22 protein-coding genes are annotated in these 25,331 nt (G+C 66.1%); 9 read left to right on the top strand and 13 right to left on the bottom strand.

Going from position 1 to position 25,331, the window contains the following annotated elements; translation table 11 throughout:
• Positions 1-27 precede the first annotated feature (27 nt).
• The gene (locus tag AB0362_RS01875; protein ID WP_149405907.1) at positions 28-699 is read left to right on the top strand and encodes a PhzF family phenazine biosynthesis protein; all 672 of its coding nucleotides are present in this window, start codon (positions 28-30) and stop codon (positions 697-699) included.
• Here AB0362_RS01875 and AB0362_RS01870 read toward each other — a convergent pair.
• A complete protein-coding gene (locus AB0362_RS01870; protein ID WP_317547218.1) occupies positions 689-1,363 on the bottom strand; it encodes a hypothetical protein in 675 nt (224 codons plus the stop codon). The two genes, AB0362_RS01875 and AB0362_RS01870, sit on opposite strands and share 11 nt — an antisense overlap.
• Before the next feature lie 38 nt (positions 1,364-1,401).
• Between AB0362_RS01870 and AB0362_RS01865 the strand changes: the two genes are divergently transcribed.
• Positions 1,402-1,632, top strand: coding sequence for a hypothetical protein (locus AB0362_RS01865; protein WP_068050670.1), 231 nt, complete (start codon positions 1,402-1,404; stop codon positions 1,630-1,632).
• Here the strand turns inward: AB0362_RS01865 and AB0362_RS01860 are convergent.
• Together AB0362_RS01860 and AB0362_RS01855 are read right to left on the bottom strand one after the other, a co-directional pair.
• A complete protein-coding gene (locus AB0362_RS01860) occupies positions 1,616-2,875 on the bottom strand; it encodes an aminotransferase class III-fold pyridoxal phosphate-dependent enzyme (RefSeq protein WP_269596126.1) in 1,260 nt (419 codons plus the stop codon). The two genes, AB0362_RS01865 and AB0362_RS01860, sit on opposite strands and share 17 nt — an antisense overlap.
• Positions 2,876-2,878: 3 nt before the next feature.
• Entirely contained in the window at positions 2,879-3,553 is a 675-nt protein-coding gene (locus tag AB0362_RS01855; RefSeq protein WP_149405910.1) for a Pr6Pr family membrane protein, read from the bottom strand.
• A 70-nt stretch (positions 3,554-3,623) separates the two neighbouring features.
• On the opposite strand from AB0362_RS01855, the gene hrpA reads away from it, so the two are divergent.
• A complete protein-coding gene (gene hrpA / locus AB0362_RS01850; RefSeq protein WP_317809456.1) occupies positions 3,624-7,520 on the top strand; it encodes an ATP-dependent RNA helicase HrpA in 3,897 nt (1,298 codons plus the stop codon).
• A gap of 12 nt (positions 7,521-7,532) precedes the next feature.
• Here the strand turns inward: hrpA and nrdR are convergent, their stop codons facing one another.
• Entirely contained in the window at positions 7,533-7,997 is a 465-nt protein-coding gene (nrdR, locus tag AB0362_RS01845) for a transcriptional regulator NrdR (protein WP_008716872.1), read from the bottom strand.
• 100 nt (positions 7,998-8,097) lie between these two features.
• The gene (locus tag AB0362_RS01840) at positions 8,098-8,511 is read right to left on the bottom strand and encodes a hypothetical protein (RefSeq protein ID WP_317809454.1); all 414 of its coding nucleotides are present in this window, start codon (positions 8,509-8,511) and stop codon (positions 8,098-8,100) included.
• 385 nt (positions 8,512-8,896) lie between these two features.
• Between AB0362_RS01840 and lexA the strand changes: the two genes are divergently transcribed.
• On the top strand, positions 8,897-9,580 hold the full coding sequence (lexA, locus tag AB0362_RS01835; RefSeq protein WP_149406047.1) for a transcriptional repressor LexA: 684 nt from the start codon (positions 8,897-8,899) through the stop codon (positions 9,578-9,580).
• 75 nt (positions 9,581-9,655) lie between these two features.
• Here the strand turns inward: lexA and AB0362_RS01830 are convergent, their stop codons facing one another.
• From AB0362_RS01830 to ptsP, 3 genes are all read right to left on the bottom strand, one after another.
• Positions 9,656-10,798, bottom strand: coding sequence for an acyl-CoA dehydrogenase family protein (locus AB0362_RS01830; protein ID WP_068050674.1), 1,143 nt, complete (start codon positions 10,796-10,798; stop codon positions 9,656-9,658).
• Between the two features lie 149 nt (positions 10,799-10,947).
• Positions 10,948-12,219 carry a solute carrier family 23 protein gene (locus AB0362_RS01825; RefSeq protein WP_269593702.1) on the bottom strand — a complete coding sequence of 424 codons (1,272 nt, stop codon included), beginning with the start codon at positions 12,217-12,219 and terminating at the stop codon, positions 10,948-10,950.
• Between the two features lie 22 nt (positions 12,220-12,241).
• Positions 12,242-13,972 carry a phosphoenolpyruvate--protein phosphotransferase gene (gene ptsP, locus AB0362_RS01820; RefSeq protein ID WP_317809453.1) on the bottom strand — a complete coding sequence of 577 codons (1,731 nt, stop codon included), beginning with the start codon at positions 13,970-13,972 and terminating at the stop codon, positions 12,242-12,244.
• A gap of 171 nt (positions 13,973-14,143) precedes the next feature.
• Between ptsP and AB0362_RS01815 the strand changes: the two genes are divergently transcribed.
• The 4 genes from AB0362_RS01815 to AB0362_RS01800 are packed head-to-tail and all read left to right on the top strand — an operon-like array spanning position 14,144 to position 18,272.
• Positions 14,144-14,911 carry a DeoR/GlpR family DNA-binding transcription regulator gene (locus AB0362_RS01815; protein ID WP_068050675.1) on the top strand — a complete coding sequence of 256 codons (768 nt, stop codon included), beginning with the start codon at positions 14,144-14,146 and terminating at the stop codon, positions 14,909-14,911.
• Positions 14,908-15,918 (top strand): 1-phosphofructokinase family hexose kinase, encoded by a 1,011-nt coding sequence (locus AB0362_RS01810; protein WP_317809451.1) that lies wholly within the window; start codon positions 14,908-14,910, stop codon positions 15,916-15,918. The genes AB0362_RS01815 and AB0362_RS01810 overlap by 4 nt, the downstream gene beginning before the upstream one ends.
• A gap of 9 nt (positions 15,919-15,927) precedes the next feature.
• A complete protein-coding gene (locus AB0362_RS01805) occupies positions 15,928-17,973 on the top strand; it encodes a fructose-specific PTS transporter subunit EIIC (protein WP_269593699.1) in 2,046 nt (681 codons plus the stop codon).
• 41 nt (positions 17,974-18,014) lie between these two features.
• A complete protein-coding gene (locus tag AB0362_RS01800) occupies positions 18,015-18,272 on the top strand; it encodes an HPr family phosphocarrier protein (protein ID WP_068050678.1) in 258 nt (85 codons plus the stop codon).
• 98 nt (positions 18,273-18,370) lie between these two features.
• Here AB0362_RS01800 and AB0362_RS01795 read toward each other — a convergent pair whose 3' ends face one another.
• The 5 genes from AB0362_RS01795 to AB0362_RS01775 form a co-directional block, all read right to left on the bottom strand.
• Positions 18,371-19,474, bottom strand: coding sequence for a hypothetical protein (locus AB0362_RS01795; protein WP_317809450.1), 1,104 nt, complete (start codon positions 19,472-19,474; stop codon positions 18,371-18,373).
• A gap of 5 nt (positions 19,475-19,479) precedes the next feature.
• Positions 19,480-20,856, bottom strand: coding sequence for a GTPase HflX (gene hflX, locus AB0362_RS01790; RefSeq protein ID WP_317809479.1), 1,377 nt, complete (start codon positions 20,854-20,856; stop codon positions 19,480-19,482).
• A 253-nt stretch (positions 20,857-21,109) separates the two neighbouring features.
• Positions 21,110-21,979: a diaminopimelate epimerase gene (gene dapF / locus AB0362_RS01785; protein WP_317809449.1), complete on the bottom strand. Its 870-nt coding sequence runs from the start codon at positions 21,977-21,979 to the stop codon at positions 21,110-21,112.
• Positions 21,980-22,003: 24 nt separating this feature from the next.
• A complete protein-coding gene (miaA, locus tag AB0362_RS01780; protein WP_366234713.1) occupies positions 22,004-22,933 on the bottom strand; it encodes a tRNA (adenosine(37)-N6)-dimethylallyltransferase MiaA in 930 nt (309 codons plus the stop codon).
• Positions 22,926-23,648, bottom strand: coding sequence for a class III extradiol dioxygenase subunit B-like domain-containing protein (locus tag AB0362_RS01775; protein WP_366234712.1), 723 nt, complete (start codon positions 23,646-23,648; stop codon positions 22,926-22,928). Before AB0362_RS01775 ends, miaA begins: the two co-directional genes overlap by 8 nt.
• 151 nt (positions 23,649-23,799) lie before the next feature.
• On the opposite strand from AB0362_RS01775, the gene AB0362_RS01770 reads away from it, so the two are divergent.
• Positions 23,800-25,305 (top strand): DUF349 domain-containing protein, encoded by a 1,506-nt coding sequence (locus AB0362_RS01770; protein ID WP_366234711.1) that lies wholly within the window; start codon positions 23,800-23,802, stop codon positions 25,303-25,305.
• Positions 25,306-25,331: the final 26 nt, after the last annotated feature.

The following is a 25,331-nucleotide window of genomic DNA, read 5'->3' as shown; positions in this document are numbered from 1 at the left end:
TCGTTCGGCGTTTGGTACCGTCCGGGCATGGCTACCGACGTGTCCGTCGTCCGAGTGTTCACCGATGCCGACGGCAGGTTCGGCAACCCCCTCGGCATCGTGGCCGCGGATGACGTCGCCGAGGCGGACCGACAGCAGTTCGCCACCGAGCTCGGCTTCAGCGAGACGGTGTTCGTCGATCGCACCGACTCCGGTACAGCCTCGGCCACCATCTACACGCCCGCCGTGGAATTGCCCTTCGCCGGGCATCCCACGGTCGGACTCTCGTGGTGGCTGCGCGAGCAGGGACACCCGATCGATGTGCTCACAGTTCCTGCCGCGCCGCTGAACATCCGCTACGAGGGCGAGCACACCTGGGTTCGGGCCCGAGCCGACTGGACTCCGCACTTCACCTTTCATCAGGTCCAGGACGCGGCCGAGGTGACGGCAGCGGACCCGAGTGCGTACGACAGCGGGCACCACTACGTCTGGGCCTGGACCGACGAGGAGCACGGCGCGCTGCGATCACGCATGTTCGCACCGATGATGGGTATCGCCGAGGACGAAGCGACCGGCGCTGCCGCCGTCCGGCTGACCGGTGAACTCGGCCGGAGCCTGAACATCCTGCAGGGAGCCGGATCTCGATTGCACACCACCTTCGAAGCCGGATGGGTGGAGCTGGGCGGACGTACCGCGGCGGACGCGTCGATCAGCCTCTGACGGGTACGTCCACCTCGATTTCCTCGCCCAGACGAACACCGTCGGCGAGTGGGAGTCGATCGCCGCTCCAGAACTTTCCTGGGTCGAACCAGTTGGCTTTCTTGTTGCCGGTGAGCAGACCCATCGCGTCGTAGGTCATGGCCACCACCTCTGCGCAGTAGGCGGTTTCGAGGGCTGCTCCCTCGCGTTGGCTGCGACGCAGTGTGGGGACTCGGCCCCGGAACCAACGACCGGCGAGCGAGGCGGTGGTCGGAAAGGCTGTGCCGTCCAAGCGGGCGATGGTGCGAAGCAGGGCGTCCTCCTGCTCTTTCGTCACGGACGGGGTGGAGCCTGCAGAACGACCCGCGTATCCGTCCAATTGTCGCAGCCAGCACCGCTGTTCGTACTTCGTGGCCCACTGGGTCACGGCCGCTCGCAGATCGTGCAGCTGCACTCCGCGCTGGAAGTTACCGGTCCACATGTCCTGCAACGACTTCCCCAGTTCGGCGTGCCACATCAGCGGAGGCAGGTCGTCGATCACGACGGACATGCCGACGTGATTGACCGGACTGTTGGTCAGTGCCTGGATTGCGCGATCGGCGTTCGACTGTCCGCGGAAGATCCAGATGTCCCCCGTTCTGGTGGCCTCGACTGCGGTATCGAGGCTGATTCGCGACGGATTCATGGTCCACACCCTAGATCTCGTGACGGTACGGTGGCCGGATGAACGTGTGGAAGGCTGTCGGTCTCGCCGGGATGGTCGGTGTCGCGGCCACCGGGGCGTTGGTGGTTCGATCCGAGCGCAAGCGTCGTGCCTACGCGCCCGAGGAAGTGCGCGAGCAGCTGCACCGTCGTTTCGCGGCTGTCTCCGACGAGCCGACACCGGCACCCGCTCCCCCGCTGTCGCGAGGGAAGCAGCTGCTCGGCAGACTTCGGTTCAGCCGAGCGCGCTGAGGATCCGCGCGGCCAGCTCTTCGATCTCGGCGTCGGTCATGACGAATGCGGGCGAGATCTGCATCGCACCCTGGCCGGCGGCGCGGCCGGAGACCCCGTGTGCCCGAAGCGTTTTGACGAAAGGCAATGCTTCGGCCGGGTCGGCGAGCTGCACGGCGGCAACAGCACCGATTCCGCTGCGGATCTCCGATACTCGTTCGTGTGCGGCCAGTGGCGCGAGGTGGGTGTGCAGGGCCGCCTCGATGCGCTTGGAGTGCGAGAGCAGCTCTTCGCGCTCGATGATGTCGAGGTTGGCCATCGCTGCCGCCGCCGCTCCGGCGTGGCCGCCGTAGGTGTACCCGTGTCGCCACCACACGCCGCCCGCGAAGAACGGCTCGGCGATCTTCGGGGCGATGAAGACAGCACCCATCGGTACGTACCCGGACGTCAACCCCTTGGCGGTCGTCATCAGGTCGGGTTCCAGCTCGAACCGGGTGGAGGCGAACCAGCTGCCGCCGATCCGACCGAACCCGGTGACGACCTCGTCCGCGACGAACAGCACGTCGTTGTCGCGACAGATCTGCCGCACCTCGCGCAGGTAGCCCTCCGGCGGCAGGTAGATTCCGCCGGCACCGATCACCGGCTCGCAGAAGAATGCGGCCACGTTCTCGGCACCGACCTCCTCGATCAGCGCCAGCAGCGACTTCGCGTCGTCCCACGCCACTGTCCTGGCGTCGGGCATCAGCTCACCGTAGTTCTCCTTGTTGACCGGGATACCGGCCAGCGCGGTGCCGGCGACGTGCATGCCGTGATAGGCCTTCTGCCGTCCGACGATGATCTTCTTGGCCGGTTGTCCCATTTCGACCCAGTAGCGGCGCGCGAGCTTCGCGGCGGTGTCGATGGAGTCCGAGCCACCGGAGGTGAAGAAGATCTTGCTACCCGGAACCGGTGCGATGGCAGCGAGACGATCGGCCAAGGCCAACGTGGTCTCGGGTACGAAGTCGCCGAAGTTCGAGTAGTGAGCGATCGAGCTCAGCTGTGTGGCAACGGCATCGGCGATCTCGCGTCGGCCGTGACCGACGTTGGTGAACCACAGACCGGCGGTCGCGTCGAGATACTTCGTTCCCTTGTTGTCGAAGATGTACGCACCCTCGCCTCGCGAGACGACGAACGGCCCGCTGGCGGTGACGTTGCCCATGTCGGCGAAGCCGTGCCACAGCGCGGAGGAGTGTGTGGTGGCCGCTGGATCGAGGTCGGAAGACATGCGCTACACAGTAGTGGAGTCCGTTTCGCTCGAGACCGATCCGTGCCTCCACCGTCCCGCGAGCCGTCCGAGAGCATTCACTGCCAGCGCCATGAGCGCGAAAGCGACGGTCAACACCACCAGCCCGACCGCAAGCGCGGGGTATCCCCGTTCCCTCGGATCGAGGAAGGGATAGGGGTACCAGTCGACGACGGGTCCACGGATCAGGGTGTAGATCCCGTAGACCAGCGGGAAGAGCAACCACGTCAGGCTGCGTGACTCGGAGATCTGCCGACGCGGTGGAGCGAGAATCCAGTCGAGCAGAAGGACCACGGGCATGATTCGATGCACCACGTTGTTGGTCCACGGATCCGCGACACCGACATCGATGTTCGCAAGCAACACCGCGTAGATGATCCCGGTGATCACCATGTAGAGCGTCACCGCTCCGCGAAAGAGCTGCCATCCCGAAGTCCGCGGATCGATCACGCCGCCGATCGTGAGGACGAGCACCGTCAGGACGTTGCTGATCACGGTGAAGTAGCTGAAGTAGTTGACCAACGAGAACGTCGGGGCGGCAAGTCCGTCCAGAACGATCGAGACGAGCGCTGCGGCGGTGAGCGCGGCGAACAGCACCCGCAGCGTCCTGATCGGTACCGGCGTACGCGGTTCGGCAGTGACATCGTGCACGATGCTCATACGGCGATCCTGGCACAGTCTCGGCCGGCATTCACGGCGGTTGCGTCGATGCGGATATCCTGGACAGAGTATGTCTAACTCGAATTTGTCCGGTCAGCGAAAATCTCTCGCCACACGTCTGGCAGACGTCACGATCCGGGACGAGAACCGGCTGCGGCGGCGACTGGACAAGGCTCGTACCGACGACGCGTTCGCCGCTCTCGAACGCGATGTCGCCCGCGCCGAGACGGTAGTGGCCAATCGCCGGGCGGCGGTGCCGACCCTCGAGTTCCCCGAGTCGCTTCCGGTCAGTCTCCGCAAGGACGACATCGCAGCCGCCATCGCCGAACACCAGGTCGTCATCGTCGCCGGTGAGACCGGTTCGGGTAAGACCACTCAGATTCCCAAGATCGCTCTCGCACTGGGCCGCGGAATTCGCGGTTCGATCGGCCACACTCAGCCTCGACGCCTCGCTGCCCGCACGGTGGCCGAACGCATCGCCGAGGAGGTGGGCGAGCCCCTGGGTGAATCCATCGGCTACAAGGTGAGATTCACCGACCAGTCCTCGGATTCGACCCTCGTCAAGCTGATGACAGACGGCATCCTGCTGGCGGAGATCCAGCGAGACAGACTGCTGCGACAGTACGACACCCTGATCATCGACGAAGCGCACGAGCGCAGCCTCAACATCGACTTCATCCTGGGTTACCTGGCGCAGCTTCTCCCCCGGCGTCCCGACCTCAAGATCGTCATCACCTCGGCGACGATCGACCCCGAACGGTTCGCCCAGCACTTCGCGCGGGACGGCGTGCCTGCCCCGATCATCGAGGTCTCCGGTCGCACGTTCCCGGTCGAGATGCGCTATCGGCCACTGACCGTCGACGCCGGGGACACCACGATCGATCTCGACCCCGTCGACGCGACCTGCCAGGCCGTCGACGAGCTGATGGCCGAGGGCGACGGCGACATTCTGGTGTTCCTGTCCGGTGAACGCGAGATTCGCGACACCGCCGACGCCCTGAACGATCGCAATCTCCGCAACACCGAGATCGTTCCTCTGTATGCGAGACTCTCTGCGGCCGAACAACACCGAGTGTTCTCCCCGCACTCGGGCCGACGCGTGGTGCTCTCGACGAACGTCGCGGAAACATCGCTGACGGTCCCTGGCATCCGCTACGTGGTCGACCCCGGTACCGCCCGCATCTCGCGATATTCGTTGCGCACCAAGGTGCAACGACTCCCCATCGAGCCGATCTCCCAGGCGTCGGCGCGGCAGCGGGCCGGCCGCTGTGGCCGCGTCGCCGACGGCATCTGCATCCGGCTGTATTCCGAAGAGGATTTCGAGTCACGTCCACAGTTCACCGAGCCGGAGATACTGCGCACCAACCTGGCGTCGGTCATCCTGCAGATGACCGCACTCGGGCTGGGCAAGATCGACGCGTTCCCGTTCGTCGAACCGCCCGATCCGCGCAGTATCAGGGACGGAATCGGACTGCTCGAGGAACTCGGGGCGCTGAAGCCGGCCACCAAGGACGGCACTGCAGAGCTGACCCCGATCGGCCGGGAACTCTCTGCACTGCCGGTCGATCCTCGGATGGCTCGGATGCTCGTCGAGGCCAACGGCAACGGCTCTCTTCGCGACGCGTTGGTGGTCGTGGCGGCCCTGTCGATTCAGGACGTTCGCGAGCGGCCCGCCGAGCATCAGCAGGCAGCGGACGAGAAGCATGCACGCTTCGCAGTGGAGAACTCCGACTTCCTGGCGTACGTGAAACTGTGGACGTATCTGCGCGAGCAGCGAAACGAATTGTCCTCCAACCAGTTCCGACGCATGTGCCGAACAGAGTTCCTGCACTACCTACGTATTCGCGAGTGGCAGGATCTGCACGGCCAACTGCGTCAGATCACGCGCGGGCTCGGGTGGACGGTGCCCGACGCCGATTCCACCGAGACCGCCCTGCATCAGTCGCTGCTGTCCGGGCTGCTCTCGCACGTCGGACTCAGGGAGGGGGACAAACGCGAATTCCTCGGCGCGCGCGGAGCTCACTTCGCGATCTTCCCGGGTTCGGGTCTGTTCAAGAAGCCCCCGCGCTGGGTCATGGCCGCCGAGCTGGTCGAGACCGGGCGATTGTGGGGCCGCATGGCTGCTCGCATCGAACCGGAGTGGGCCGAGCGGTTGGCACCGCATCTGGTCAAGCGGACGTACTCGGAACCGCACTGGTCGATCAAGCGTGAATCGGCGATGGCCTACGAGCGGGTGACGCTGTACGGCATTCCGTTGGTGACGCAACGTCCGGTGAACTATCACCGTATCGACCCCGAGGCGTCCCGAGAGCTGTTCATCAGACATGCGCTGGTGGAGGGCGAGTGGAAGACCCAGCATGCCTTCTTTCACAAGAACAGGGCACTGCTCGACGACGTGGGTGAACTCGAACATCGCGCCCGACGGCGAGACATCGTCGTCGACGACGACGCTCTGTTCGACTTCTACGACGCCCGCATCGCCCCGGAGGCGGTGTCGGCACGGCACTTCGACACCTGGTGGAAGAAGGCCCGCAGACAGGACCCGGCGCTGCTCGACTTCACCACCGACACCGTCGTCAACTCCGACGCGGCCTCGGTACTGACCGGCGCGTATCCCGACGCATGGCGACAGGGCGAGATCCAGTTTCCCCTGACCTACCAGTTCGAGCCGGGCACGGCGGCCGACGGCGTCACCGCACGAATTCCGATCGCTCTGCTCGCTCAGGTACAGCCGGTGGGCTTCGACTGGCTGGTCCCGGGGATGCGCGGCGAGTTGGTGACCGCGCTGATCAAGACGCTTCCGAAAGCGTTGCGCCGCAATGTCGTGCCGGCCCCCGACTTCGCAGCCGCGGCATTGGCGGTCATGCGGCCCCGCGCCGAAACGTTGGTGACGGCATTGGCCCGTGAGCTCTCGCGGGCGGCCCAGTGCCACATCACGGCGAAGGACTTCGACGTTGCGGCACTCCCCGAGCACCTGAGAATGACGTTCGCGGCCGTCGATCCGTCCGGAAAGGTGTTGGGCAGCAACAAGGATCTGACCGCTCTGCGTACCGGTTTGTCCGGTGAGGTCGGCCGTCAGGTGGCCAGCGCGGTGGGTGACGCCGAGCGTGCGCCCTCGCTGGCGTGGACCTCGAGCACGCTGGGACGGTTGGAGTCGACCGTCACCCGAGATGTGGGAGGCCAGAAGGTCACCGGCTATCCGGCTTTGGTGCCGGAAGGACCGGGCGTGGCGGTGCGAGTCCTGAGCACCCCTGCTCAGCAGCGGGCAGCGATGCGTTCCGGAACCAGGGCTCTGCTGCTGTCGACTGCGCCGAAGGGCACCAAAGCACTGTTGGCCGGATTACCGACGGCGGAACGGCTTGCCCTCGGCCAGAATCCGTACGGCGGAGTCGATGCACTGCTCGAGGAATGCCAGGTTCTCGCGGTCGAGGAAGCAATGGACGCGCACGGTGGACCGGTACGAGATCCCGAGGCTTTCGACAAGCTCAGGGCGCTCGTGCACGCGGAGGTTCCGCAGCGTACCGCCGCGGTTCTCGCCCTGGTTCGTCCTGTACTGACCGCTGCCCTGGCTTTGTCGGCGCAACTGCAGTCAGCCTCGGGTGAGCCGGCAGACGATGTTCGGGAGCAGCTCGACGGCTTGATCTTTCGCGGATTCGTCACCGAGTTCGGTTCTCGCAGATTGGCGGACCTGCCGCGCTATCTCGCGGCGGCGACGAAGCGGTTGGCCACTCTGCCGAGCAGCGCAGGCCGTGACGCGGCGGCGATGGATGTACTCGATCGGGTGTACGCGTCGTACGGACGACTGCTGGACTTGCTTCCGGAGAGCAGAAAGAACAGTTCCGGGGTGCAGGAGTTGTTCTGGATGATCGAGGAGCTGCGCGTGGGACTGTTCGCCCAAGGGATTCGTACGGCGTATCCGGTCTCCGAGAAGCGCATCGAGAAGGCGATCTCGGACCAGAGCCGCTGACGGGCGGAACTGTCAGTCGATGTCGGCGGACTCGCGGTGCTTACGCAGTTCGTGGATTTCCTTCTCGAAGTCCTCGGCCGAACTGAACGAGCGGTACACGGAAGCGAAGCGCAGGTACGCCACTTCGTCCAGATCACGGAGCGGACCGAGAATGGCCAATCCCACTTCGTTGCTGGGGATCTCCGCTGATCCCGCTGCACGGATTGCGTCCTCGACCTGCTGTGCCAGCAGGTTCAGCGCATCGTTGTCGACATCTCTGCCCTGGCACGCGCGTCGAACTCCCTTGACGACCTTCTCGCGGCTGAACGGCTCGGTCACGCCACTGCGCTTCACGACTGCAAGCACTGCTGCCTCGACGGTCGTGAAACGACGACCGCACTCCGGGCAGGAGCGACGCCGCCGGATTGCCTGTCCCTCGTCCATCTCACGCGAGTCGACCACGCGTGAGTCGGGATGCCTGCAGAACGGGCAATGCATGAGGGACCCTCCGTCGTAGCCGATGCTCCGACGACGAGCACGCACATCGGGGCAGTCCACCGAGGATACTCAGCCTTCTCGAACCCGACGGGGGCGGTGGTCATCTGCCGGTCGTGTACTCGACGAGAGCTCCGTCGTGCACTTCGACCACACCGGCCGGCTGCACACCTGCATCGGGTGTTACGGCTCGCAGGTTCGCGATGCCGATCAGACCACCGGCCACGACGACCACTGCGAGCATCCACAACACCAGCGATCGCAGTCGAACCGGCTGGCTCGCGAAGTGCGCGGAGGTCGCGTCGAACTCGCGGTCGGCATCCTCGCGGTCGGTGACGTCGGTCCACGACGGGTCGAGGACCGGAAGGCAAGGTGCGCTCTGTGTACGGGGCACCGTGGTGACGCCGTGCATCCCGAGGGGACTCCGCAGAACGGGACGGGCCCGGCGACGACGCTCGACGACGGTGGACCGGGCACGGACACCGGCGGCGGTGGGGCGATCGGTGATGATGGTCATCGGAACCTCGACTTCGCTCGTTGGATCGATTGTTCGATCAGGCGTTCGATGGACGCTTGTTCGAAGTTCTATCACGAGCCTCCGACAAAGTCTGCAGAAAACGCGACACGAGTCGAACAGATGTTTGATTCAACAGCTGATACACGCTAGATTCGTGTCAGAAACCACACGCCACACGAGTCGACACCATCAACTCCAGTCCGCGCAGACCTACCCCGCAGACCGGATCCCAGGACACCAGCAGGAGGCCGACAGCATGAAGGACGAGACCTCGACGAGGTCGACCACGCGTTCCACGACGACGGGTTCCAGGACGACCGGAGCCAAGGCCACCGCCACCAAGGCCGCAGCAGGAAAGCCGGCTGCGGAACCCACATCCAAGGCCATGGAGGTCGGCACCGACATCAGTGCGGGTCTGACCGAGCGGCAGCGGAAGGTACTCGAGGTCATTCGCGCGTCGGTCACCGAGCGCGGCTACCCGCCCAGCATCCGGGAGATCGGCGATGCGGTCGGTCTGACATCGACCTCCTCGGTTGCTCACCAGCTTCGCACCCTCGAGCGCAAGGGCTTCCTCCGGCGCGACGCCAACCGTCCCCGTGCCGTCGACGTCCGGGGTCTCGACGAGGTGCAGGCCGACCAGGCTGCCGCCGCGGTCGACGGTTCGCCCGCGTCCGAGGAACAGGATCGGTTGCCGACCCCGACGTTCGTGCCGGTGCTGGGCCGGATCGCCGCCGGCGGTCCGATCCTGGCCGAAGAGGCCGTCGAGGACGTGTTCCCGCTCCCCCGCGAGCTGGTCGGTCAGGGCTCTCTGTTTCTGCTCAAAGTGGTCGGCGAGTCGATGATCGACGCGGCCATCTGCGACGGCGACTGGGTGGTGGTTCGTCAGCAATCCGTGGCCGACAACGGTGACATCGTCGCTGCGATGATCGACGGGGAGGCCACCGTCAAGACGTTCAAGCGGTCCAAGGGCGAGGTGTGGCTGCTGCCGCACAATCCGCTGTTCGAGCCCATTCCGGGCAACAACGCCGCGATCCTCGGCAAGGTCGTGACCGTGATGCGCAAGCTGTAGAGATCGTCACGGCAGTGACATACGAAGGGCCGCAGCACATGTGCTGCGGCCCTTCGTGTTGTTCGGATCAGCGGATCACAGATTCAATCCGCGGCCGATGATCTCCTTCATGATCTCGGTGGTGCCGCCGTAGATGGTCTGCACACGGGAGTCCATGTACGCCTTGGCGATCGGGTATTCCTTCATGTAGCCGTAGCCACCGTGCAACTGCAGGCACCGGTCGATCAGTTTGACCTGGTTCTCGGTGGTCCACCATTTCGCCATCGCAGCTTCTTGGACGGTCAGCTTGTCTTCGTTGAGCAGTTCGATGAACTTGTCCACCATGATGCGGGTGGCGGTGGTCTCGGTGGCCAACTCCGCCAACACGAATCGGGTGTTCTGGAACTTGCCGATCGACTTTCCGAAGGCCTTGCGGTCGCGGCAGTACTGGATCGTCATCTCGAGCGCGGATTCCATCGCGGCGGCGGCGACGACGGCGATCGACAGGCGTTCCTGGGGCAGATTCTGCATGAGGTAGATGAAGCCCATGCCTTCCTCGCCCAGCAGGTTGGCGGCGGGCACGCGCACGTCGGTGAAGCTGAGTTCGGCGGTGTCCTGAGCCTTCATGCCGATCTTGTCGAGGTTGCGGCCGCGCTCGAATCCGGGCATGTCGCGTTCGACGACCAGCAGGCTGAAGCCCTGTGCGCCCTTCTCGGGGTCGGTGCAGGCCACGACGATGATCAGGTCGGCGTTGATTCCGTTGGTGATGAACGTCTTCGAGCCGTTGAGCACCCAGTCGTCGCCGTCACGGACAGCCTTGGTCTTGATGCCCTGCAGGTCGCTTCCGGTGCCGGGCTCGGTCATCGCGATCGCGGTGATCAGTTCGCCGGAGCAGAATCCGGGGAGCCAGCGCTGCTTCTGCTCGTCGTTGGCAAGGTCGATGAAGTACGGCGCGACGACGTCGTTGTGCAGGGTGAAGCCGATACCGCTGTATCCGCCGCGGGTGGTTTCCTCGGTGACGATGGCGTTGTAGCGGAAGTCCTTGACTCCGCCGCCACCGAATTCCTCGGGCGCTGCCGTTCCGAGGAAGCCCTGCTTACCGGCCTCGACCCAGACGTCGCGGTCGACGATGTTCTGCTCTTCCCACTTCGCATGGTTCGGCGCTACGTGCTGATCGAGAAATTTCCGGTACGACTCCCGGAACAGCTCGTGCTCGGGCTCGAAAAGTGTGCGTTCCACGCAGATCTCCTTGTTCGGTGCATACCGACATCGACCTGTGAACGGTGTCATTCGCGGTCGTCGGTACGACTGACGTCACGCTCCAACAGTACGTTCGGGACGTCACGGAGGTCGATGACCAAAACGCGCGCGATTCGTGACCGACCCCGCTACCGTGCGCGTTTGCCCGCGCTTCGCGCGAGCGCCGAGACGATCGGGTACCCGAGAAGGATGCCGACCGAACCCCACGCGATACCGCCGAGCTCGACCGATCCGACGGACAGCGTCAGGTCACCGATTCCGGCGACGAGCGCGGCAGCGACGACCATGAGATTGACCGGATCGGTGAAGTCGACCTTCGCGTCGGTCCAGATGCGTACGCCCAACAGCCCGATGAGGCCGTACAGAACCAGGGTTGCGCCGCCGATGACCCCGTCGGGCACGGTGAAGATCAGTGCACCGAACTTGGGCGAGAACGCGAGCACCGTCGCGGTGATCGATGCGACCCAGTACGCGGCGGTCGAGTAGACACGAGTGGCCGCCATGACGCCGATGTTCTCCGCGTAGGTGGTGGTTCCCGAACCGCCGCCTGCTCCGGCCAGCGTGGTCGCCAGCCCGTCGGCGATCAAGGCGTCGCCGGCCACATCGTCGAGGTTCTTGCCGGTCATCGCGGCGACGGCTTTGACGTGCCCCACGTTCTCGGCGACCAGGACGATCACCACCGGCAGCGCCACGAGGATCACCGACAGCTCGAACGACGGTCCACGAAACTCGGGCAGACCGATCCAGCTCGCAGCGCTCAGTGCGTCGAGTCGCGGTTGCGCGATCCCTCCGGTGACTGCGGCGAACACCCAACCCACGACGACGCCGAGCAGGATTCCCAGTCGCCCGATCAGGCCGGGTCCCACGGCTGTCGCCAGCAGAATCGCGACCAGGGTGATGGCTGCGATCAGCGGCTGTGCCTCGAACGACGTGGTGGCGGCCGGTGCCAGGTTCAGCCCGATGAGCACCACGACGGCACCCGTCACGACGGGCGGCATCGCCGCGTCGAGTACCCGCTGCCCTGCGAACTTCACCACGAAGCCCACTGCTGCCAGTACGACGCCCACACACAGCACGGCTCCGAGCTGGGCGGCAGGTCCGTTGGCTTGGGTGGCACCGAGCGGGGCCAGAAACGCGAAGGAGGAACCCAGGTAGCTGGGCACCCGGCCTCGGGTGATGACCAGGAACAGCGCCGTCCCTATGCCCGAGAACAGCAGTGTCGTCGACACCGGAAATCCGGTGATCGTCGGAACCAACAGGGTCGCGCCGAACATCGCGACCACATGCTGCATTCCGATACCGATGGTGCGGGGCCACGTCAATCGCTCATCGGGCGAGACCACCGCCCCGGCGTCGACGGTCTTTCCGTTTCCGTGCAGCGTCCAACCGAGAGTTCTCATGATGGAAGGCAACACTATTGGATCAGCCGAGAATCGCGCTCACTGCCTCGCGGGCAGCGGCGGTGCTGTCCGTTTTCAGCGCGGCCGCTGCCGCTTCCTTGCACTGAGCGAGTGTGACCGTTGCCAGTTTCGACCCCACGTGCGCGACGGCAGCCGACGCAGCCGAGAGCGAGGTGATGCCCAGCCCTACCAGCACGCAGGCCAGCAGTGGATCGGCAGCGGCCTCACCGCAGACTCCGACGGGCTTGCCCGCCTTGGCTCCCGCGGCCGCGGTGTGCGCCACCAGTGCCAGCACGGCCGGCTGCCACGGATCGGTCAGGCCGGCGAGCTGAGCGGACATGCGGTCGGCGGCCATCGTGTACTGCGCCAGGTCGTTGGTGCCGATGGACAGGAAGTCGACGTGCTCGAGGATGTGTTCGGCGAGCAGAGCGGCGGCGGGGATCTCGATCATGACACCCGGAGTGAGTCCGCGCTCGCGGACGTCGGCAGCGAAATCCTTTGCCTCCAGCGCCGTCGCGATCATCGGAGCCATCACCCACGGGGAGGAATCGGTCGCCTTCGCGGCTGCCGCGATGCCGTCGAGCTGGCGGTACAGAATCCCTCGGTCGGCCTCGGCGATGCGGATACCGCGAATGCCCAGTGCCGGGTTGGCCTCGTCGGGATGAGTGGCGAACCGAAGTGGCTTGTCCGAGCCGGCGTCGAGAGTCCGAACGACGACCTTCTTGCCTGCGAACGCGTCGAGTACCTGTGCGTAGATCTCGGCCTGCTCGTCGACGGTGGGTTCGGAGTCGCGGTCCAGGAAGCACAGCTCGGTACGAAACAGACCGACGCCGTCCGCTGCGCTCGACCGCGCCGCGCGAGCACCGGCACCGTCCTGGACGTTGGCGAGAATGTCGACTGCGTGGCCGTCGGCGGTGGTTCCGGGACCGACCCACTGGGATACCCGGTCGAGCTCGTCGCGGGCAGACACGACGGCAGCGCGGGCCGAGTCGGCGTCGGGTTCGAGATCGATGCGGCCGCTGGTTCCGTCGACAGATGCGTTCGTACCCGCGGCGATGTCGTCGAGCCCCGCCACGGCGACGATGCACGGAATGCCCAGCTGGCGCGCAATGATCGCGGTGTGACTGGTCGGACCGCCCAGCGAGGTGGCGAGTCCCACGATCAGGGTGGGGTCCAGGCCGGCGGTGTCGGCGGGCGCAAGATCGTCGGCGAACAGCACCGACGGTTGGTCGGGTACCGGAACACCGGGCTCCGGAACGCCGAGGATCTCGGCGATGACGCGATCGCGAATGTCGCGCAGATCGGTCACGCGCTCGGCCATCAGTCCGCCGAGCTGGGTGAACATCGCGGCGAACTTCTCCGTTGCCGCCGCCGTTGCCGTGACGGCAGAACTGCCCTTGGCGATCGAGGAGCGAGCGGCCCCGAGCCATCCGCGGTCGGTGGCCATTGCGGCGTTGGCAGACAGAACCTCCGAAGCAGCGCCGGTCGCGAGCTCCGCGCGACCGCGTAGTCGGGAGGCGACAGCATTCGCTGCGGCGTCGAAGACAGCCTTCTCGGCCTCCCGATCGGCCTCGGCCACCTCGCCGGTGTCGGCCGGGATGGACGGGCGGGCACCGGGACGAATGACGGGGCCGTATCCGACGCCGGGCACGACGGGTGTGCCGCGCAGTGTCGTCTGCGCTGCTCCGGCCCCGGCTGCATCGACTGTCGTGTCGGTGTGTCCGGTCGAAGCGGTGCTAACCGATCCCGTCATGTGGTCCTCCTCGGATCCTGCGTGAACAAAGGTCATCGCATCTGTTCGGCGAGCTGTGGCGTACTCACTCACTTGCCTGTGTTGTGACCGAGATTACTCCAAACCCTTGACATGTCAACACACACGGGCGTAAAACAACATAAAGCAACATCAACCGGGAAGGAGACGCAGGTGTACGCCGAAGAACGCCAACACGCCATCGCCGAACTGATCAGCACGCACGGCCGCGTCTCCGTCAACGATCTGTCGGCCACGTACGGCGTCACCACCGAAACCGTGCGACGCGATCTCGCCACCCTCGACCGAATGGGAGTCGTCCGCCGCGTCCACGGTGGAGCAGTACCCGCGTCCGCACTGACCACACTCGAGCCCGGCGTCTCCGAGCGAGAGTTCACCCGCGCCGACCAGAAGGACGCCATCGCAGCCGCGGCGTTGTCCTTCCTGCCACCGGTGGGCGGCAGTGCGGTGTTCGACGCGGGCACCACGACGGGCCGGTTGGCGGGCCTGCTTCCCCACGACCGCGAGCTGACTCTGGTGACCAACTCGGTGCCGATCGCCGCGCGGGCCGCAACCATGCCGAGCGTGAGTCTTCGACTGCTCGGCGGGCGGGTGCGCGGAACGACCCAGGCTGCCGTCGGCGACGAAGCACTGCGCGCCCTCGAATGGCTACGGGTGGACGTCGCGTTCATCGGTACCAACGCCATCAGCGTCGGGCACGGCCTGTCCACCCCGGACAGTGACGAGGCAGCCGTCAAGCGCGCGATGGTCGATGCAGCCAATCACGTTGTGGTGCTCGCAGATTCGTCGAAGATCGGACGCGAGCACCTGGTGAGCTTCGCCCGAGTGCAGTCCATCGACGTCATCGTCACCGACAGCGATATCTCGAACAACGACCGTAAGAAGCTCAGCGACAAAGGAATCGAGGTGGTGATCGCATGATGGTCACACTCACGGCCAACCCGAGCATCGACCGCACGGTCACGCTCGACACACCACTGGTTCGCGGGGGCGTGCACCGGGCATCGACGTCGGTCTCCGACCCGGGCGGCAAGGGCGTCAACGTCGCTCGCGTCCTCGGCGGATCCGGAATCGACGCGATGGCCGTACTCCCGGCCAATGTCGGAGACCCGCTGCTCGACGCGATGTCCGACAAGGGCGTGCGGTACTCCGCCGTTCCGACGTCGGGGCCGGCCCGCACCAACATCACGGTGAGCGAGGTCGGTGGCACCACCACCAAGATCAACGAGCCCGGTGCGACGGTGTCGGAGCAGACCCGCACCGAGCTGCGGGAGCGAATCCTCTCTCTCGCAGTCGATGCCGAATGGGTGGTGCTCTCCGGTTCGCTTCCGCCCGGTCTGCCCGTCGACTGGTACGCAGAGCTCGTCACGGCGCTGCGTGCCACGTCGGCGAAAGTTGCGGTGGATACCTCCGACGAGCCACTGCTCGCTCTCGCGGCGGCCTTCCCGGCGTCGGCACCCGATCTGATCAAACCCAATTCCGAGGAACTCGCCCAACTCACCGGGTACGATTCCGAAGAGTTGGAAAGCGCAGCGGCGCAGGGTGATCCGACGGCTGCGATCGCAGCCAGCACCATCCTTCTCGGCCGAGGTGTCGGCGCGGTGTTGGCCACTCTCGGCAGCGCCGGAGCCGTTCTCGTCACCGAGGACGGATCCTGGTACGCCAGCCCACCCCCGATCACCGCGGTCAGCACGGTCGGCGCAGGCGATTCCTCGCTCGCCGGCTACATCCTCGCCGACGCCGAGAACTGTTCCGACGCAGACAAACTTCGCCGCGCCGTCGCCTACGGAACGGCGGCAACCGCGCTTCCAGGCACCACGCTTCCACTGCCCGAGCAGACCCATCCGAATTCGGTGACGGTCCGTGCGCTCGACATCCCCACCTCCGTCAGCCCGTCCACGCTCTCCCCTTCTTCGAATCGTCTCTAGGAGCCTGCAATGTCCACCCCCACCGAAGATCAGCAGATCATCGCCGAGGATCTGATCCTCCTCGACGCCGATCTCGGCGAATCCAAGGAAGCCGTCATCGAACGCCTCGCAGGCGTTCTGGCTTCCGCGGGTCGCGCAACCGAGACCGATGCTCTGCGCGACGCCGCTCTGGCTCGTGAAGCGCAGTCGGCAACAGGCCTGCCCGGCGGCATCGCCATCCCGCACTGCCGCTCCGAAGCGGTCACCTCGGCCTCGCTCGGATTCGCCCGACTGAACCCCAAGGTCGATTTCGGTGCCCCCGACGGCCCCGCCGACCTCGTGTTCCTCATCGCCGCGCCGGCCGGTGCCGGATCGGCACACATGAAGTTGCTCTCCAGCCTGGCGCGCGCCCTGGTCAAGCCGGAGTTCGTCACCTCCCTGCGCAACGCGTCCTCGGCAACCGAGATCGTCACGCTCGTCGACGGCGTCATCAACCCTGCTGCCAAGCCGGCCGCGACGACCACTGCGGCAGCCCCCGTGTCGACCGCCAAGCACAGCGCGGCCGCCACCCCGGCCGAGGCCACTGCCCCCAAGCACATCGTCGCAGTCACCGCCTGCCCCACCGGAATCGCGCACACCTACATGGCTGCCGATTCCCTCGTCGCCGCCGGTGAGCGCGCCGGAGTCACGGTGCACGTCGAGACCCAGGGCTCGAGCGGCAGCACGCCGCTGGACCCGAAGATCATCGCCGGAGCCGAAGCAGTCATCTTCGCCACCGACGTGGGCGTCAAGGGCCGCGAGCGTTTCGCCGGCAAGCCCGTCATCTCCTCGGGCGTCAAGCGCGCCATCAACGAGCCCGACGTCATGCTCACCGAAGCCCTACGCGCTGCACTGAACCCGGACTCAGCTCGCGTCGGCGGTACCGCAGTGGCTGCCGGCTCGAACGACTCCGCAGGTGAACTCGGCTGGGGCACCCGCATCCGCCAGATCCTGCTCACCGGTGTCAGCTACATGATTCCGTTCGTCGCTGCCGGTGGTCTGCTGATCGCTCTCGGCTTCCTGCTCGGCGGATACGAGATCTCCGGAGTTGCCGAGGACATCGTCGTCAACAACTCCATCACCTCACTGCCCGAGGGCGGAATCGCCGCCTACCTCGGTGCCGTGCTCTTCCAGATCGGCGCGCTGTCGTTCAGCTTCCTGGTGCCCGCGCTGGCCGGCTACATTTCCTACGCGATTGCCGACAGACCAGGTCTGGCACCGGGATTCACCGCAGGTGCGGTGGCCGTTCTGGTGGGTGCAGGCTTCATCGGCGGTCTCGTCGGTGGTCTGATCGCCGGCTTCGTCGCACTCTGGATCAGCAAGTGGAAGATCCCCGCAGTTCTGCGCGGCCTCATGCCGGTCGTCATCATTCCGCTGTTCGCCACACTCATCGTCGGCGCGATCATGTTCCTGCTGCTCGGCAAGCCACTTGCCGCGATCACCAGCGGACTCACCGACTGGCTCAACGGCCTCAGCGGTTCCTCGGTCATCATCCTCGGCATCATTCTCGGCCTGATGATGTGCTTCGACCTCGGCGGACCGGTCAACAAGGCAGCCTACGCATTCGCCACCGCAGGCCTGTCGGTCACCGACACCGCGTCGCTGCGCATCATGGCAGCGGTCATGGCCGCTGGAATGGTGCCGCCACTGGCCATGGCACTCGCCTCGACCGTCCGCGCACGCCTGTTCACCGAAGCCGAACGCGAGAACGGCAAGGCTGCGTGGTTCCTGGGAGCTGCATTCATCTCCGAGGGCGCAATTCCGTTCGCCGCGGCCGATCCGTTCCGCGTCATCCCCTCGATGATGGCCGGCGGCGCAGTGACCGGTGCGATGATCATGGCGTTCGACGTCACCCTCAGCGCACCCCACGGCGGCATCTTCGTGTTCTTCGCGATCGGAAACATCCTGTGGTTCGTCCTTTCGCTGGCAGCGGGCACCATCGTCTCCGCGTTCCTGGTCGTCTCGGCCAAGCAGTTCGTCAAGGGCAAGAACGCCCCGTCGGACGCCGAACTCGATCCCGCACTCGCCACCGTCTGACACTCGCTACGATCGCAACAACCCCACTACGAAGGAGCACCATGCCCAGCACCACAGTCGCCGTCGGATCCTCGATCGGTCTGCACGCCCGCCCCGCAGCCCTGATCGCCGACGCCGTCGCCGAAGCCGGCGTAGACGTCACCCTCGCAGTGGCCGACTCGGAGCCGGTGGATGCAGGTTCGGCCCTGATGATCATGACGCTCGGTGCCACCAAGGGCACCGAAGTCACCGTCAGCAGCGACGACCAGGCAGCGTTGGACAAAGTCGTCGCCCTCGTCGAAGCAGACCTGGACGCTTAGGTCGTTCCGCAGGCTCCACTCCTGCGACGCCTAGGTCGTTCCGCAGGCTCCACTCCTGCGACGCCTAGGTCGTTCCGCAGGCTCCACTCCTGCGACGCCTAACGAGAACGCATCGATCGCCGGACGGTGAATCCCACCGCTCCGGCGATCAGCACCACACCGGCAGCGACGGCCGCTCGGAATTCCCATTCCGAGTCCGTCGCTGTCGGCGTTTGCGTGGGTTGATCTATGCTGGAGGTCGGCGATACCGACTCCGGCGCACTGGATTCGGCGGCGGTGGGCTCCGGAACAACGAGTTCGAAAGACAGCGCATCCGTGAATCGGAGAATCGGCGGGAGGCTTCCGTCCGTCGGAGCGAAACCCGCTTCCGATGCGAAGAGCAGACTTCCGTCGTCGAGGAACGCCAGTGCCTCGCCCTGCGGTTGATCGGGCAATGCCGTCACTGCCCGCGGCGTGGCAGGATCGACCAGCGCGGACGCAATATCGCCATCGGAAAAATCGAACAGGTACGCGTCGGTGTACGTGCGCACCGCGGCGACGCTGCCGTCGGCGCTCACCGCTCCCCCGGTCGCCAATATCGATCCGACCACGAACGGCGGCCCACCGACCGTGTCCGTTGCGGTGAACGCCAGATCTCCCACCTTGCGCATCGGCGTCGGCCCTGGACTGCTCAGGTCGGTGACGGATTCGTCGCCTGCAGGTACGTACACCCCGCTCACGCCCGAGAGTTCCTTGGTGACGATCACCGGTCTACCACCGGGCTCGATCAGGATCGCCTCGGCGTCGTGTGCGCCGTCCGGGTAGGTCAGTCGGTACAGTTCGCCCGCGCCCGATGCCGGGTCCATGCGCGTCAATGCCACTGTGTCGCGTCGCATCTGATTGTCGCCGATGTCCGCCAACCACAGCGAGCCGTCGTACGAGGTCAGGTCCTCGACGTCGTACGGGTCGACGGGAACGTCGATCCATCGCTCGACCGTGCAGTCGGCACCGAGCGCCGCAACCCGATCATCGGCTCCGCTGTCGCCGATTGCGTAGAGGACCCCGTCGATCGAGGTCAGGCCTGACAACTCGGCGAGACCAGGATCGGTTGGTCGACAATACGTTTCGGTCTCGATCGGAGCGGCGAAGGCAGGCCCCGAGAACGCGACCGCCGTGGCGACCGCAGCCGCGGCCGCCCCGCACACCACCAGCCGTGGCCCCACCGAGATCAGGCGGTGGGAACGGTTGCCGTGAACTCGACCAGCGCTGCCGCGAGCGATTGCGGCACACGCGCTTCCACGCGCGTGCCCTCTTCCTCATGGGTGGATTTCACGATCCGGCCGTCGGTGTGGATGCGCGCGACCAGATCGCCACGGGTGTACGGCACGAGTACGTCGACCAACACGTCCGGCTCGGAGAGGATCTCGGCCAGGTGATCTCGCAGGGCGTCGATTCCCTCGCCGGTCTTGGCCGAGACGAACCGCGCACCGTCGAGCAATCCGCGCAGCTGGGTCAGCTGCACCGGATTGGCAGCGTCGATCTTGTTGACCACCAACAGTTCCGGTGGCATCTTCGCATCCTGCTCGCGAACCACCTCGGTGATCACCTCGCGCACGGCCTTGATCTGATCGATCGGAAGAGGATCCGATCCGTCGACCACGTGCAGCAGCAGGGTTGCATCGGTGACTTCCTCGAGGGTCGAGCGGAACGCTTCGACCAACTGAGTCGGAAGGTGCCGAACGAAGCCGACGGTGTCGGTCAGCACGATCTCGCGGCCGTCTTCGAGGGTCGACTTGCGCGTGGTGGGATCGAGGGTGGCGAACAACGCGTTCTGGACCAAGACACCGGATCCGGTCAGGGCATTCAACAGACTCGACTTGCCCGCGTTCGTGTACCCCACGATCGCGATGGACGGCACCGTACCGCTCAGGCGCTGTTCGCGTTTGGTGTCGCGGGCCTGCTTCATGCCCTTGATCTCGCGGCGCAGCTTGGCCATTCGCTCACGAATGCGTCGACGGTCGGTCTCGATCTTCGTCTCACCCGGTCCGCGCAGACCCACACCACCGTTGCTGCCCGCACGTCCACCGGCCTGCCGCGACATGGATTCACCCCAGCCGCGGAGCCTGGGCAACATGTACTCCATCTGGGCGAAGGCGACCTGCGCCTTGCCTTCTCGCGAGGTCGCATGCTGGGCGAAGATGTCGAGGATCAGCGCGGTGCGGTCGATGACCTTGACCTTGACGACCTTCTCCAGCGCATTGAGCTGAGCAGGCGTCAGTTCACCGTCGCAGATCACCGTGTCGGCACCGGTCGCGAGGACGATGTCGCGCACTTCCTTGGCCTTGCCGGAACCGATGTACGTCGCGGCATCGGGCTTGTCGCGTCGCTGCATCAGCGCTTCGAGTACCTCCGAGCCGGCGGTCTCGGCCAGCGCAGCCAGTTCGGTCATGCTGGACTCGGCCTGCGCGGCCGTGCCGGTGGTCCAGACTCCGACCAACACGACGCGTTCGAGGCGCAGCTGCCGGTACTCGACCTCGGTGACGTCGGTGAGTTCGGTGGACAGTCCGGCCACTCGACGCAGCGCGGTGCGGTCTTCGAGCTGCATGTCGCCGGACGACGGGGAGTTCTCGTCGTTCAGCGGAGACCGAGCCAGTCGCCTCGACCACGCGTCGGACTCTTCGCGAGTCCAGGCGGATTCGGTTTCGGGAGCACCGTCGACCTCGTCGCGACTGTCGTCGACCGGTTCGCCCGCAGGGGATGTTTCATGTGAGTTCGTCATACGTCACCCATGATCCACGAAAAGCCCAGCGTATGCACGCGGGTTTCGGTCCGGGCGGATGCCGAGGCCGGTGCGATCGTCAGGACTGAGCCTTCAGCCACCGGTCGTCGATCTCGCCGCGGGCCAGCAGCACCGACGGTCCGCGCAGAGTGGCACCGACATGATCGATGTTCACGCGCACCCGACCGCCGAGGACACCGACGCTCACCTCACCGGTCTCGAGACCCTCGTAGGACAGCGCCGCCGCGGCCGCCGCCACGGTTCCGGTGCCACACGATCGCGTCTCCCCGACGCCACGCTCGAACACGCGCATCTCGACGGCACCGTCGTCGAGCCTGGTCAGGATCTCGACGTTCGCGCCGCGGGGAAAGAACTCGGAGTCCAGTGTCGGCGGTGCGGACAGGTCGAGAGCGCCGAGAGATGCGCGCGTCAACGTCCCGTCGACACAGGCCAGGTGCGGATTGCCGACGTCGATCCCGACGCCCTCGTACGTTCCGCCCGCGAGGGTCACCGAGCTCGAGCCCATCAGAGTGACGTCACCCATCGCCACGGTGACATCGGCGTCGGTGTCGTCGAACGAGTGAACGGTCACAGCGCGTGCGCCCGCACGCGAACCCACCACGAACTGATCGCGTTGCTCGAGGTCGTGTACCCGCAGGTAGTGCGCGAACACGCGGACGCCGTTGCCGCACATCTCGGCGATGGTGCCGTCGCCGTTGCGGTAGTCCATGAACCAGTCCTCGGGCTCGACACCCGACGGAATGCGATCGAGTACGCCTGCATCGCGGAGCACCCCGGCCCGGGCAACGCGCAGAATGCCGTCGGCACCGAGCCCCTGGCGTCGATCACACAACACCGAGACCGCCGACCTGGTGAGTTCGAGCTCGGCTGCCGGATCCGGCAGTACGACGAAGTCGTTCTGAGTTCCATGGCCTTTGGCGAAGTGCATGGCCGCGAGTCTACGGGGGTTCCGTTACGCGGGGTCGATCGCGGACAGGGCGTCCGACGTCAGCGTGGGCGAGGCACCGTCGAGCCAACGGACACGGTCGTCGCGGCGAAACCACGAGCGTTGGCGTCGCACGTAGCGTCTGGTTCCGATGAACGTCCGTTCGCACGCGAACTCGACGTCGTACTCCCCCGCCAACACGTCGAGAGCCTGCGCGTACCCGATCGCGCGCGACGCGGTGACGCCCTCACGCAGCCCCAGACCGAGCAGCCCTTCCACCTCGTCGAGCAGTCCGGTCTCGAACATCTGTCGCGTGCGCTCGGCGATCCGCTCGTCCAGTTCGGCCGTGTCGCGGTCGACTCCGAGCACCACCGTGCCCCAGCGAGGTGCGCCGATCTTCGGAGCCGAAGCCGCGAACGGCTGCCCGGTCAGCTCCACCACCTCCAGCGCCCGGACCATGCGCCTGCCGTCGGTGGGCAGTATCGACGCGGCAGCCTCGGGATCGGCGGCCGTCAACGCGCGATGGATCTCCTCGACACCGTTGCGATCGAGGACTGCTTCCCACTTCGCCCGCACGACGGGGTCGGTTGCCGGAAAGGCCCACTCGTCGAGCAACGATTGCACGTACATCATCGACCCCCCGACGATGATCGGTCGCAATCCGCGCGATCTGATGTCCTCGACGTCGGCGACCGCAGCCGCTTGATACCGCGCCACGGTAGCGATGTCGGTGACCTCGAGCACATCGAGTTGATGGTGCGGAATCCCCCGCCGCTGAGCGACTGGCAGTTTCGCGGTCCCGATGTCCATTCCCCGGTACTGCTGCATCGCGTCGATGTTGACGATTTCGCCGCCGAATTTCTCGGCCAGATCGAGAGCCAGATCGGATTTACCTGCGGCCGTCGGGCCGATGATCGCGACCGGAGTCGTGGCCGGATCGCTCGCCCCGTCAGTCACGAGACCAGGTCCCCACGAAGTACCCGACGCCGAAGGGGGCACCTCGGTAGAGCTCCGTCGTCGTCTTCGCATCGGCTCCGGCGAGTGCTGCCAACACCTGCCACGCCGCTCGGCCGCCGACACCGAGCGATGCGCACAGGTCCGGTTCCAGACCGGCCAACGCGTCGACGTCCGCTGCCGCGAGGGCATCGTCGATCCGGCGCTGGACCTCCTGGGCGCGCTCGTCGAACGATCCGGGGGCCTTCGGAGTCAGCGTGTTCGCCCCGTCTGCCAGCACCAGCACGCCCCAGCTCTCCGCCGAGGCGTCGAACTCTCGGCGCAGCTCCTCGCCGAACTCCGCGCACCACTCGGGGCTCGCATCGGCCGGGATCATGCGGACCTCGACCGCGTCGTCGGGCGCAGCCTGTCCTCGCAGCCACCCCGCGATCAGAACGGCCAGCGGCAGGTCCGGGTCTGCCGCAGTCTGATCCGCGGCGCCGGACAGGCTCACGACCACGTCGACTCCGAAGCCCCGAAACGTGCCGACAGTGGCCTCGCCGAATGTGGAGGACGTGCGATCGACGCCGACGGCGATCCAGCGGTCGACCGTCGACGTCAGGTGTGTCGTCGCGCTGACGGCGGCGGCCCGAAGATCTGCTGTCTCGGCCGCCCCCGCGCCCATCAGTTCGGGGACCAACAACGGCGGAGAGGGCACCAGGGCCGCGGCACGAAGCACGAGCACCACGCTAGTCGCTGGTGCGACTTGGCCGGACGGGTCCACCTCGAGTCGTCTGAGCTGTTTCAATGGTCCGATCGGTCGTCACCTAGTTCAATGGTGTCCAGATCGCGATTGAGGCAGCCGTGACGCGCGGCAGAGATGAGGAACAATGACCGACCCGAACGCCGGTACCCCCACCACCCCCGAGGCTCCGTCCTCGGATGCACCCGCCCAGCCCCCCGGTGCCACCGCTCCCGATGCGGCGAACCACGGCGGACCCAAGCCCGGAGGTGGACCCAAGCCGGGCGGTGGACCGAAGCCCGGTGGTGGACCGAAGCCCGGTGGTGGACCCAGGCCCGCGGGCCCAGGTACCGGTTCTCCTCGGCCCGGCAGTTCGGCCGGTGCCAAACCTCACCCCACGCCCTCCCACGTCCCCACGGCAATCCCGGCGGTCACGCCTGCGAGCGATCCCAGCAAGTTCGGCAGAGTCGACGAGGACGGCACGGCGTGGGTGACCACCTCCGACGGCGAGCGTCAGATCGGGTCCTGGCAGGCCGGAGACGCAGCGGAAGGGCTCGCCCATTTCGGTCGGCGTTACGACGATCTGGCCACCGAGGTCGGTCTGCTCGAAACTCGATTGACCTCCGGTACAGGCGATGCCAAGAAGACCAAGGCCGCAGCGTCCGCGCTGCTGGAGAGCCTGCCGACTGCGGCAGTGATCGGTGACCTCGATCTGCTCGCGAGGCGACTCGACGCGGTCGTCGAGCATTCGGATGCCGCAGCAGCGGTGGCCAAGCACGAGAAGGAGCTCGAACGCGCCGAACACACGGCACGCAAGGAAGCTCTCGCAGTCGAAGCCGAACAGATCGGCAGCGAATCGACCCAGTGGAAGCACGCGGGAGATCGGCTACGCGAAATCCTCGACGAGTGGAAGACGATTCGCGGGGTCGACCGCAAGATCGACGATGCCTTGTGGAAGCGGTACTCGAAGGCTCGGGAGAACTTCAATCGTCGCCGCGGCGCGCACTTCGCCGATCTCGATCGTGAGCGCGGTGCGGCCAAGACTCGCAAGGAAGAACTCGTCGAGCGGGCCAAAGCCCTGTCGTCGTCCACCGATTGGGGTCCCACCGCAGCTGCGTTCCGCGATCTGCTGGTGGAGTGGAAAGCATCCGGCCGTGCTCCTCGTGATGCCGACGACGCTCTGTGGAAGAACTTCAAGGCCGCACAGGACGTGTTCTTCGCCGCCCGCAACGCCGCGGCCTCCGAGCGGGACGCCGAGTTCGAGGCCAACGCCGAGGCGAAGGAAGCCCTGCTGGCCAAGACCCACATCGACCCGAGCAAGGACCTCGACGCTGCCCGCTCGGCGCTGCGCGATCTGCAGGACAAGTGGGATGCCATCGGCAAGGTCCCGCGCGAGAAGATGCAGGAACTCGAAGGCAAACTGCGTGCGATCGAGAAGTCCGTGCACGACGCGGTCGAGTCGCAGTGGCGTCGCTCCGACCCCGAGGCCGTTGCCCGCGCGGCCCAGTTCCGCGAACGGGTGGCTCAGTTCGAGGATCAGGCTGCGAAGGCGACCGCAGCAGGCAAGACCAAGGATGCCGAGCGTGCGTTGGCACAGGCCCAGCAGTGGCGCGAGTGGGCCGACGCAGCGGAGAGCGCCGTCGACGAGCTGTGAGTCGACGAACTGGGATTCGCTGACCG

The organism is Rhodococcus sp. NPDC079359, from assembly GCF_040702585.1.
Taxonomy (GTDB): domain Bacteria; phylum Actinomycetota; class Actinomycetes; order Mycobacteriales; family Mycobacteriaceae; genus Rhodococcoides.
This window is presented reverse-complemented; position numbering and strand designations above follow the sequence as displayed.

Bases quoted from the DNA above. Each gene is read 5' to 3' on its own strand.
- AB0362_RS01870 (WP_317547218.1), bottom strand. From the start codon at position 1,363: ATGAATCCGTCGCGAATCAGCCTCGATACCGCAGTCGAGGCCACCAGA.
- AB0362_RS01810 (WP_317809451.1), top strand. From the start codon at position 14,908: ATGATGGTCACACTCACGGCCAACCCGAGCATCGACCGCACGGTCACG.
- AB0362_RS01770 (WP_366234711.1), top strand. From the start codon at position 23,800: ATGACCGACCCGAACGCCGGTACCCCCACCACCCCCGAGGCTCCGTCC.
- AB0362_RS01805 (WP_269593699.1), top strand. From the start codon at position 15,928: ATGTCCACCCCCACCGAAGATCAGCAGATCATCGCCGAGGATCTGATC.
- AB0362_RS01855 (WP_149405910.1), bottom strand. From the start codon at position 3,553: ATGAGCATCGTGCACGATGTCACTGCCGAACCGCGTACGCCGGTACCG.
- AB0362_RS01800 (WP_068050678.1), top strand. From the start codon at position 18,015: ATGCCCAGCACCACAGTCGCCGTCGGATCCTCGATCGGTCTGCACGCC.
- AB0362_RS01825 (WP_269593702.1), bottom strand. From the start codon at position 12,219: ATGAGAACTCTCGGTTGGACGCTGCACGGAAACGGAAAGACCGTCGAC.
- nrdR (WP_008716872.1), bottom strand. From the start codon at position 7,997: ATGCATTGCCCGTTCTGCAGGCATCCCGACTCACGCGTGGTCGACTCG.
- dapF (WP_317809449.1), bottom strand. From the start codon at position 21,979: ATGCACTTCGCCAAAGGCCATGGAACTCAGAACGACTTCGTCGTACTG.
- hrpA (WP_317809456.1), top strand. From the start codon at position 3,624: ATGTCTAACTCGAATTTGTCCGGTCAGCGAAAATCTCTCGCCACACGT.
- ptsP (WP_317809453.1), bottom strand. From the start codon at position 13,972: ATGACGGGATCGGTTAGCACCGCTTCGACCGGACACACCGACACGACA.
- AB0362_RS01840 (WP_317809454.1), bottom strand. From the start codon at position 8,511: ATGACCATCATCACCGATCGCCCCACCGCCGCCGGTGTCCGTGCCCGG.
- AB0362_RS01865 (WP_068050670.1), top strand. From the start codon at position 1,402: ATGAACGTGTGGAAGGCTGTCGGTCTCGCCGGGATGGTCGGTGTCGCG.
- AB0362_RS01860 (WP_269596126.1), bottom strand. From the start codon at position 2,875: ATGTCTTCCGACCTCGATCCAGCGGCCACCACACACTCCTCCGCGCTG.
- AB0362_RS01875 (WP_149405907.1), top strand. From the start codon at position 28: ATGGCTACCGACGTGTCCGTCGTCCGAGTGTTCACCGATGCCGACGGC.
- lexA (WP_149406047.1), top strand. From the start codon at position 8,897: ATGGAGGTCGGCACCGACATCAGTGCGGGTCTGACCGAGCGGCAGCGG.
- hflX (WP_317809479.1), bottom strand. From the start codon at position 20,856: ATGCAGCTCGAAGACCGCACCGCGCTGCGTCGAGTGGCCGGACTGTCC.